Annotated in this window: 6 protein-coding genes; 5 read left to right on the top strand and 1 reads right to left on the bottom strand. The window is 57.5% G+C overall.

Annotated elements, in window-relative coordinates:
- Positions 1-607 (top strand): calcium-binding protein (locus tag EXZ48_RS30880; protein WP_207900551.1); only part of this gene is annotated, 607 nt, incomplete at its 5' end.
- A 76-nt stretch (positions 608-683) separates the two neighbouring features.
- Here EXZ48_RS30880 and EXZ48_RS30875 read toward each other — a convergent pair.
- The gene (locus EXZ48_RS30875) at positions 684-1,865 is read right to left on the bottom strand and encodes a hypothetical protein (protein ID WP_130520798.1); all 1,182 of its coding nucleotides are present in this window, start codon (positions 1,863-1,865) and stop codon (positions 684-686) included.
- Positions 1,866-2,050: 185 nt separating this feature from the next.
- Between EXZ48_RS30875 and EXZ48_RS30870 the strand changes: the two genes are divergently transcribed.
- The 4 genes from EXZ48_RS30870 (at position 2,051) to EXZ48_RS30855 (ending at position 10,890) form a co-directional block, all read left to right on the top strand.
- Positions 2,051-2,683 (top strand): bifunctional 2-polyprenyl-6-hydroxyphenol methylase/3-demethylubiquinol 3-O-methyltransferase UbiG, encoded by a 633-nt coding sequence (locus tag EXZ48_RS30870; protein WP_130520797.1) that lies wholly within the window; start codon positions 2,051-2,053, stop codon positions 2,681-2,683.
- Between the two features lie 105 nt (positions 2,684-2,788).
- Positions 2,789-4,378 carry a class I SAM-dependent methyltransferase gene (locus EXZ48_RS30865; protein WP_130520795.1) on the top strand — a complete coding sequence of 530 codons (1,590 nt, stop codon included), beginning with the start codon at positions 2,789-2,791 and terminating at the stop codon, positions 4,376-4,378.
- Between the two features lie 234 nt (positions 4,379-4,612).
- A complete protein-coding gene (locus EXZ48_RS30860; RefSeq protein WP_165909479.1) occupies positions 4,613-6,922 on the top strand; it encodes a glycosyltransferase in 2,310 nt (769 codons plus the stop codon).
- 383 nt (positions 6,923-7,305) lie between these two features.
- On the top strand, positions 7,306-10,890 hold the full coding sequence (locus EXZ48_RS30855) for a cadherin domain-containing protein (RefSeq protein WP_130520791.1): 3,585 nt from the start codon (positions 7,306-7,308) through the stop codon (positions 10,888-10,890).
- The last annotated feature ends 2 nt before the right edge of the window (positions 10,891-10,892 follow it).

Genomic DNA, 10,892 nt, shown 5'->3' with positions numbered 1-10,892 from the left:
CCTCCGTTCGGCACAGGGAGTCAGAAATTCGATGATTTGGGAACCCTCCACGAGTCGCCGTCAGCGCTCGTTGGTATCAGACGCGCTCTACGGCGAACAAGGCAACGACAGTATCTTTGGTGGTGATGGAAATGACATCGCATCTGGCGGCTCTGGAAGAGACACCCTCAAAGGTGGCGCCGGCAACGACTTCTTAAAGGGTGCGAACGGCAATGATGTGTTGAATGGCGGACGCGGCAACGACGAACTTTATGGCGACGCAGGCAACGACAAGCTTTCCGGCGGCCTCGGCAATGACAAATTGTTCGGAAACAGAGGCAACGACTCGCTCTTCGGCGGCGCGGGGAAGGACGTGCTCGACGGCGGCCTGGGCGACGACGAGCTTTCCGGTGGCGGCGGTGTTGACACCTTCGTCTTCGGAAAGAAGGATGGCGATGATGTCATTCGCGGCTTCGAGGCAGGCCACGATCTCATCCAGCTCAAAGGACAAGCCTACACTGCCGTCGAAAATACAGATGGCGATACCGTGCTTGAATTGTCCGGCGGCGGAAGCGTGACACTGCTTGGCATCGCACTTGAAGATGTCAAACCCGATTGGTTCCTGTGAGTGTAAACCAGCTATCAGGTTAGATCACACCGGCCGGATAAGTTGCCAATAGGGAAGGCTGCGATGACCCTGCGGACTATACGAGCCCAATAAGGTTCGCCACCCGCATAGCAACCTTCCTCTTCTGTTCCACGCGGTCCTTATCCCGATGCCGGATTTCGCACTCCGGCATCGTGAAGATTTCGAGGCTACCCCGCAATCGACGGAAGTTCGAGCCGAGTTCCGTTACCAAACCGTGCTTCATGCGATAGAAGTCGGACTGCGCGGTATAATAGCCCGTCAAGCCGACCCGTGCCGCCTGAAGATGGGGATGGAACCGCCCCGTCAGCATGAAGTCGTCGGCCTCCAGTGGCAGACCCGTGTTCAAAAGACGGTCATTGTCCAGCATCTCGACCTGCGGAAACTGCGTGGCCACCGCCTGGTACAGTTCTGCGTCTCCGTTCGAGCAGGCCCAAAACACGACCTTGTCAAACTGGTCGAACAGTTTCGGCCCTTCCTCGCCCGTCGGCCCGAGCACGGACTTTGCACTAAAGCCGGAAAGATGCAGCCACCGCCCTGAATGCCGGGTGGTCTGGACGGGATAGAGGAATGCGTCGTCCAATCCCTCCGTCAGGGAAGGGGAGTCCCCGATGATGGATTGCAGAGCCTCGATACTTGCTGTGTCCCGGCATTCGAAGATCTGGCATCCCTCGACGATGTTCCGCCAGGCCGCAGCGCCGACAGGGTAGACCTTCTTGAAAGGGGCGATACCCAGACCGGTCGCAACAACCGGAACGGACAGACAGCGGCCGATCTCCACGACGGCACCCAACAACCGCGTCGCGTTCTTCCAGTTGGCGCAGGCATATCCGCCTCCGAGGAAATGGAAGCCGCGAACGCCTTTGAATTTGGCAAGGTTGGCACGGGCATATTCCACGCCCTGCTCGTAGAAACCCGCATAGGAGCCCTGCACCCCGTCGGCATGCCGCGGAATGGTCTTGACGTAATCTACATTTGCAAAGTTGCGCAACAGCGCAGCCGTCGCCGATGCGCCCTTACCATCCACGGTGATCGGTCCGTCATAGCCAAGCTCCCGGTAGAACCTCAGCCAGTACTGGACGAGCAGCTCGTCGCCAAAATTGGGTGCCCCATTGCCTGCCAAAAGATAAAGCACTTGATCCCCACCACTTCCAAGAACGAACCAGTCAACGCCGCGCGATATAGCGGGGCAGGGCGGCAGCGTCACCTCTTTTAGCAAGCCGCCCACATGACCTTGCACGCATGAACTCGCTCGGCAACGCCTCGCAGGCGGGCCGTCGTCCTATCGATTTTCTGTTACAGTTCTGTGACAAAGGTGCTTCCACTCAGCCGTAAAATGCTGGAGAAGAGAGGTTCGAATGACCCTCTGATCAAACCTGCCAACTGCACCCTTTCAATAGGCAAGAACCTTCTGGGAAACTATTTATGACCGAAACCACAGCGGAATACTGGAACCGATACTACGGTGCGCGGACATCTCCGGTTCCCAATATTCCATCGCAGTTCGCAGCCTTCGTCGCATTGGAAGTAGCGGCAGACTCGACCGTCGTCGATATCGGCTGCGGAAGCGGGCGGGACAGCCTCTTTTTCGCAAATGCCGGTTTCAACGTTCTCGGCGTCGATGCCTCCTCGGCCGCCGTCTCGCTCTGCCAGCGCACGGCAGAGGAACGGGGCATCAACCGGGCATCCTTCCTGTGCTGCAGCGTCGATGACCCGGAACTGTCGGCGAAGATTTCGGCAGAAACCACGGGGCGGATCGTCGTTTACGCCCGCTTCTTCCTGCATGCGATCCCGGAAGAAGCCGAGCTGGCCTTCCTCAAGACGGCGGCGAGCCTTACCAATCTCGACCTCCTGGCGATCGAGTTCAGAACCGACCGGGACGCTCAGCAGACGAAAGTCACCGACAGCCACTACCGCCGGTTCATTCCGCCGCTCGACTTCCTGTCCCGCTCTGCGAAATTCGGCTTCTCGCCGGTCTATTTCACGGAAGGCTTCGGCTACGCGAAGTATCGCAACGACGACGCGCACATCGCCCGGGTATTGATGCGCAGGACTTAGAACAGACCTCATCAGCAAAATTGTTCTGAATTTTCGTTTCTACCGCATTCTCCAGCGCCGGACCGATATCGGTTCGGCTGGAAATGCTCCAGCAGGAGCCGAGCCGTGCAGATCGACATACTGGATTTCGGCCCGGCCATCATCTCCGGCCTCCTCCGGGAGGCTGGAGAGCGTCCGGTAAAACTGCAACTGCTGGCCGACAGCATCCCGCTTGCCGGCAATTGGGGCATACCCGCACCGGACCAGGGCGGGCAGAAGTTCCGCTTCAACCTTTCCTCCGTCTGGTCCTACATCGACAGTCAGGCCCGGCTACAGATCCGGGCAGGCGATGTTTTCGTGGACCTACCGACGTCTGATTTTGCGGGCATTCCGAAGTTCACTCTCGAGGATCTCAAGCAGAAGCTGGAAGCCGGCCACGTCTTCAACGAGAAAGGCAAACTGCAGCTTTCGAAAACTGTCGATACAGTCTGGCAGAACAACATGTTCGCGCTGTTTGACGGTATGTCCGCCATTCTGGCAACGAAAGGCCTGAAACTTTTTGTCCTGTACGGCACGCTGCTTGGGGCCTATCGCAACAGCAACTTCATCGGGCACGACCACGATTTCGACGCGGGCTACATCTCGAACCATACGGATCCGGACAAGGTGGTGGCGGAAGTCGTCGAGATCGCCGAAGCCCTGTCACGCCATGGTTATCGCGTCGCATGCAAACTATCCTGCATCTGGGTGACCGATCCGAAAACCAATGTTACAATCGACATCTTCCATACCTATTTTGACGAGACCGGAAAGCTCCTGCTGCCCTTTGGAGTCTGTGGTGTAAAACCCTTCATGAAAAGCGACTTCCGGGGCCATGTCGATATCGATCTCGCCAGCCGCAAGGTCGCGGCCGTTGCCAATACGGAAGCGCTTGTCGAGTATATCTACGGCCCTCACTGGAAGACCCCCAATCCCGGCCACAACTGGAACCTCGACAGGACGGAGAAGTTTCCGCAGGGCTATGCTAGGCCTTATCATCGCTGGAAGATCTACTGGACGGATTATTATTGCCACAACCCCAAGGTTCTTCCCCCCTCATCCTTTGAAGGGTTCGTTTCCCGCTCAGGCTACTTGCGGCGCAATGTCGTCGATATCGGATGCGGAGACGGTCGGGACAGCTTCTCCCTGGCGGCGATAAGGCCGACCGTGATCGGAATCGACAATTGCAGTGTCGCAATCGAGGCGGCCACGGTCCGTGTGCCGCCACCACCAAAAGGCGCTCTCCATTTTCTGCTAAATCTCTTCCGCCGGCGGCCGACCCTGTCCTTTGTGCACGGAGACATAACGGATCCAGAAACGCTCGAAAGCCTCCTGCGTGCGGCAAGGCCACCCCGGAACAAAGGAGGGCTCACGCTATACGCCCGGTTCCTGCTCCATGCGATCACGCGCATACAACAGGACCAGTTTCTCGAATGCGCCGCACGTGAACTGCAGGCGGGGGACACCGTCGCCTTTGAATTCCGGACCGATCAGGATGAACCCCTGAAGAAGAACAGAAAGCTGGACGGGCGCCGCTTCATGCGGCCGGAAGCTATTGAACGGCAGATGACGGAACTCGGCTTCCAAGTCGTCGAGCGGGAGGAGGGGACCGGTTTCTCGCCCCATCTCGGCGAAGATCCATATCTTTGCCGGCTCATTTTCGTGAAGGACGGCTAGCCTTCGACGCGAGCAGGCCTCTGTGAACGATCTTGCGATCACGGGGCAAGTGCAGGAACAGCACGCCATAAGAGTTATCGGGTTCGGCCAGCGGTCAATCGCCCCCTCAGCATTAGAACATTATGACGACTTGAGCACGGTTCCACACGAGCCGGTTTCCAGAAAGCCGGGGCTTATGGTAAGTGCGGCGCATCCCAAGATGCGCGGCCTTTAAATGAACACGGAATGAAGTGCATGGAACTGCCAGTTTTCTCACCGGCTCCGACCATCTCCCCGCAGAAAGTGCAAGGCGTGCATCCCGATCCGCGCAATCCCATCGGTACCTCAGACATTTCCATGGTGCTTTGCGTGCGCTGGCATGATGCGAACCCCTGGGTGATCGATCGCATCGCGCTGATGGGGGAATACTATGCGCCCGCTCCCAAAATCGTCATCGTCGATTTCGGCTCACCCGCGCCCCACGCTGCCCGAATCCAGGCGGTTTGCGAAGACAAGGGATACACCTATGTCCATGTCGACGACACCGGCGTCTTCTCCCTTTCGACGGCACGGAATGCCGGATTTGCGGCGGCCGATACGCCCTTCATCTATTTTGCCGATCCCGACTTCTTCAGTGAGAGGGACCATTTCGGCAGGCTTGTCGACATCATCAACGCCATCGAGGCCACCCGTCTCTTCGACCTCGTCCTCAACATTCCCGCCTTTCATCTTTCCGAACCGAAGACTGACGGCTTCTTCTCGCTTGCCGATCTCGATGCACGATCGGACTATCTGAAGAAACTGTCCTTCTACAGTTATTTCGAGAACTTCGAGCCGAAGGAGGGGCAATTCATTGCCCCCTACAGCAATGTCTTCCTGATCGGCTCCAAGCTGTTTTCCTATCTCGGTGGCTACGATTCCAGTTTTCGGGGACATGGATCGGAGGATTTCGAGTTCCTGCTGCGCTACGGTCAGCATGCCAAGCACCTTCCCATGCCATCGGAGCCAACCGAAGATCGTTTCGGCCCAGGCAAGGCCTCCTTCTTCCACCAAAGAACCTATAGCGGTTTTCGCCAGTTGTTCGAGGCGCTTGCCTTGCCGGCCGAATCCCTGGGTCTGAAGACCTTCCACCTCTGGCACCCGAAGGACAAGGGATCCGACTGGTACAAGAACAACGACTGGAAGCGCAGCCGCTTTTCAGAAGCGACCGAGGTCTATGTCGGCAAGGACGAGCAGCTGCTGGAGGTGGACTTCCTGCCCCGCGCAAAGAAACTCGCCTGCATCTGCAAGAACCGCCATCACTGGGGTTATTTCCTTCCACTGCGCCTTGCCGGTTTCGAGCTTGTCCCCGTTTTCGGTGAGGCGGACGAGGATATCGCCACGCTGACGAGCGGATTGACGGACGGCACGCTCGACGGCATTGCCATCTTCAACCCCTACATGAAGAGCCACAGCCGCTTTTCAGGCGCTGTCACGCTCGCACGGCAGCTGGGCAGGGAAGTGGTGGTCATCGAACGCGGGGCTTTGCCGAACACCGTCTACTATGCCGAGGACGTCTCCTATGCCGCCCCATCCTACTCCCAGGCAGCGTTCGATCGCGACGCGTTCTCCCCGGCTGAACTTGCCGCTGCACAGACCTATATCGAGCGCCTGCGCGAAGGATCGATGACGCTGGAAGCGATGGACGGTTACGCTGCCACCGCCGAAAAATACGAGGGGGCGAAAAAGCCCGAAAAACCGGTCTGCCTGATCCCGCTCCAGCTCGACGACGACATGGCCGTCACCCAGTTCCTCAAGGGAGAGCAAAGCTACCACGATTTTGCTGCCAGCCTGCCGCGCCTTGTCGAGAGCAATCCTGACATGACGTTCGTCATCAAGCCGCACCCGCTTTCGAAGCTGGACGCCCTTCCGCGCACCGAAAACGTCGTCATCGCCGACCGCGCCGACAATATCCATTTCCTCATCGACCATGCCGACGTCGTGCTGTGCTACAATTCCGGCGTCGGGCTTCTGTCGCTACTGCACGGCAAACCCACAATGACGCTCGGAAATGCCTTCTACAGGCTCTCAGGCGCGGGCTTTCACGCAACGTCTGCAGAGGAAGGGGTCGCCCGTTTCAAAGCGGGTGCCGTGCGTGCGCCGGATGACGCCCTTGTCCAAAAGATCGCCGCCTGGTTCACCCTGCGCAAATATTCCGAGTTCATCGCAACCGACCACATCGTCGAGTTCGAAAGCCGCAAGAGCCACGGCTACAGGGATATCATGATCACGATGCTGCGCTGGAAGGAGCACGAGATCGCTCTCGGCCGCCTGCGGCAGCTCGCTCCCTTCGGCAAACGAAGCTACCTGGCTGCCCGCGCCAGCGTGATACGGCCCGTACCAGTGAAGAAACCCAAGAAGATCAGCCGCCTGCGCCGTCCCCTGGTCCCTGTCGTACGGTTTTTTATCGGTCGTTTCTGCTCTCCGACCGCTCAGCGCAAATTCGACGCCGGCCCGGTCGAGTTCTTCCAGTCGCTGCGCAAGCCAGCCTATCGAACCCTTGGTCGACTTCTCTTTCCAGGGTAATCAAGGCGAACTGGATAACAAACGCAATCGAAGAGCAAATTGCCGGGCCAGAGTGCCGCCCGGTTAATGTTGACTTTTGTAATCATAATATTTATTTGCTTTCGAAAGCGTGCTAGCAATAGCCATCCCTTAAATTCGGGTCGTTAAAGCGTCCGTACAGCGGGTATCCCCGTGCGCCGCGTGACCCTCTTCGGTTGTTCGGAAGGCTGCATATTATGCAGGACACATTCACACGCACCTTCCGCCACCCCATCAAGCCCATTCGCACCGGACTCCACTGTCGGGCAAGCTGAAGAACACTCAAGCCAATTGCCTCGATCAGTTTGTAACCGCGCCTCCCGGACGGAGATCGGCGCGCGTTTCAGTGTTGGGAAAGATCAGAAATGGCACAACTTCCGAAGACGATTAAGATAGATGCAAGCTCCAGCACAAGCGGAGTGAATTTCACGACTTTTGTTAGCCAATACCTCACCGATCTCGCAAAAATCGGAAGGAGTGGTGCCTATAATTTCTATGGCGGTACGGCAGATTCTGCCTATGGCAGCACGTATTACATGAACGGCGACCAACTTGCCTTCAGATACCAGAAGAGCGGTACAGAGACAGTTGATCGCATCGTCCTCGGCGGCGAAGAAATCTCTTACGACGGCATTCATTACGGTAGTTTCTACGGCCATGGCATATCTGGTTACGTCGATAGCCTGACATTTGGTTCCTGGGGGCCGAGCACCAAGCCAGGTACAGGCGACCCACAAACCGATCCTCTGGCCGGCCTTGTCGAGACGCTCAAGATTACGGGCCTTGATCTTCACGTAAAGCCTGGCACGGGCCCTACAAGCACGATGCCACTCAATGTCAATGCTCTCCATTCGCTCTATGACGCGCTTCTTGCCGGCGGGGAAACAGCAAGCAAGGCGATAAACGACCTGCTCGCTTCCTACGCTCAACACTTCGTTGGCTCTGCCGGAGACGATACCTATACAGGCACGGGCAACAACGACACGATCGAAGGCAAGAATGGGAACGATACAATAGATGGGGGACTTGGCGACGACACTGCCGTCTATTCCGGCAACCGTTCGAGCTACACTCTGACTGAAGGTCCGAATGGCGTTTGGTCGGTAACAGGCGCCGAGGGTACGGACACACTGACGAATGTTGAATTCGTCCGGTTTTCCGACTTGACCCTCGATCTCAGCAAGGCCACCGACAACGAAAACCGCGCGCCGACCGATCTGGAATTGGATCAGGCCGGTGTAAACTGGTCAACTGTCAAGGTTGGAGACACGATCGGAACGCTTTCTGCAGTAGATCTTGTAGATACAAACGAGACCTTTACCTTCCAACTGCTCGATGATGCGGGCGGACTGTTTTTCATTGAAGGCTCAGAGATAAAACTTGCGAAGGGTCTGACAACGGTAAACGGCCAAAACGTGACCGTCCGCGTCACTGACAAGGCCGGGAACTCATTCGAAAAGGTTTTGACCCTCACCGTAGGCGGTACGGTGGATAACGATGCTCCAACTACGCCTATCCTGACGAACGCGACCCCGAACCCGCTTGAAAACGTGAAGGTGAACACAGTCGTCGGAACTCTTTCGGCGACGGACCCGGAAAACCGGCCGTTGACCTATACGATCACCAATGATGCCGACAAGAAGTTCCGCGTCGTCACAGAAGGCGGAGAAACGAAACTGGTGATCGGCGGTGCACTCGACTTTGAAACGAAGACGACCCACAGTGTGACGATCAAGGTCTCCGATGGCGAGAAGGAGTCTACCGAGACCTTCACGATCAATGTCGCGGATATCGACGAGGCGCCGTCCGCGCCAACACTTTCCGGCACGAGTATAGCCGAGAACTCCGCCCTCAACACGGTCGTCGGGACGCTTTCCTCAAGTGATCCGGAAGGCAAGACTTTGACCTATACGCTGACGGACGACAGCGGCAAGTTCAAGCTTGTCCAGGACGGAAGCCAGTGGAAGCTCGCAGTCAACGGCACGCTCGACTACGAAACAGGCCCCCGCACCTATAGCGTAAAGGTCGGAGCCTTCGATGGCGTCAACACGACGGAAAAGACCCTCACGATCAACGTCACCGACGTCTATGAGCCAACGGACCTGACACTTTCCAAAGAGACGGTCGATGAAGATGCCGCGATCGGCACGGTCGTCGGCACCTTCGCGGCAACCAATCCCGAAAATAAAACGCTGACCTATCAGCTCAGCGATGATGCCGGCGGCAAATTCAAGCTCGTCCAGGACGGAAGCCAGTGGAAGCTCCTCGTCAATGGCACGCTCGACTACGAAACGGCGACAAGCCATGACGTGACGGTCAAGGTTTCTGATGGGACCAATACCGAGACAAAAACCTTCACGGTCAAGGTCGGCGATGTCGCAGACGGAACGGACCAGTCGCGCGGAACGGTGACACTCGACGGTTCCGGCTCGGCCGGTATCGATTTCGACGCCTTCCTGGTCAGCCAGTTCCTTAAGGGTGCCACCCTTGAAGGTTACCCGGGGCTGAACAACAACAACAAGGAAATGTTCTTCAGCTACGGCTCACAGTCTACCTCAAAATATGCGCTGGCCTTTGGTGCTTTCGAATATGACATGGCGACCCACAAGATCACGGGCAAGATCGATTCCGTCGAGTACGGCACCCGCGGAACCGGTTCGTTCGGCACCAACAATGCCTTTACCGGGGGGAGCGTACAGCTTCGCATCAGCGGGCTCGATCTCACCAACAGTGCCGGCAGCGAAGCTCTCAGCCTGTTCTCGAAAGTCCATATGGCCGGCAACAGTGCTACGACAGCAGATTTGGCACTCTACCTGCAATACCTGAAGCAATATGCCCAGAACGTCGTCGGTTCGAGTGGCGCTGACACCTATGTCGGCACACGCTTCAACGATACGGTGAAGGGCAATGGCGGCAATGACAAGATCGATGGCGGTCTCGGCGATGACACATTCGTGCTGAACGGTGCAAAAGCCGACTACACCTGGGTCGAGAACAAGGACGGCACCTGGACGGTGACGGACAAGCGCACCGGCAGCAGTGACGGCGTCGATACGATCAAAGGCATCGAGAAGCTGAAATTCTCTGACGGGACCGTCACGATCGGCGAACCCGAGGTCTCCGATATCATCGAGGGGACAGCCGGAAACGACTCCCTTCCGGGCACCAGCCGCTCCGACCGGATTCTCGGCCACGCCGGCAATGACAAGCTCTTCGGTCAAGGCGGCCACGATGTTCTGAACGGCGGAGAGGGGAGTGACCAGCTCTTTGGCGGAACCGGCAACGATCAGCTCTATGGCGGCGCGGGCAAAGATGTTCTCTACGGCGGCACGGGCAATGACGAACTTTTCGGCGGCGCCGACAACGACCAGCTCTTCGGTGGAACCGGCAAGGATGTCATCTATGGCGGCGCTGGTAAGGACATTCTTTACGGCGGCACGGGCAATGACGAGCTCTATGGCGGTGAAGGCAACGACGACATCTATGGCGGGACCGGAAATGACCAGGTCGAAGGTGGCGCGGGGAACGACAAGCTCCGTGGAGGCGACGGCAACGACGCCATTTCTGGTGGTGCTGGAAACGACCGGCTGGTAGGTGGCAATGGTGCCGATCTGCTCTCCGGCGGCGCAGGTAAGGATGTATTCGTCTTCAACACGCTCGCCAACTCGACGGTAGAGACATCCGGTCGCGACACGATCCTCGATTTCAACGGTAAGGCCGGTGATCGTATCGACCTTTCAGGCATCGACGCCAATGGCAAGGTTTCTGGTGACCAGGCCTTCTCCTTCGTCGGTTCGGAGCAGTTCTCCAAGACAGGCGGTGAGCTTCGCATCGAGAAGACGGCGTCCGACACCTTCATCTATGGGGATGTCGATGGCGACGGAAATGCGGATTTTGCCATCCAGGTGGCTGGCAGCACGACCTTCCTGAAGGATTACTTCGTTCTGTAAGC

The organism is Shinella sp. JR1-6 (assembly GCF_004284735.1).
Classification (GTDB): Bacteria; Pseudomonadota; Alphaproteobacteria; order Rhizobiales; family Rhizobiaceae; genus Shinella.
The sequence above is the reverse complement of the archived record's forward strand: the minus strand, read 5'-3'. Positions and strand labels throughout refer to the sequence as shown.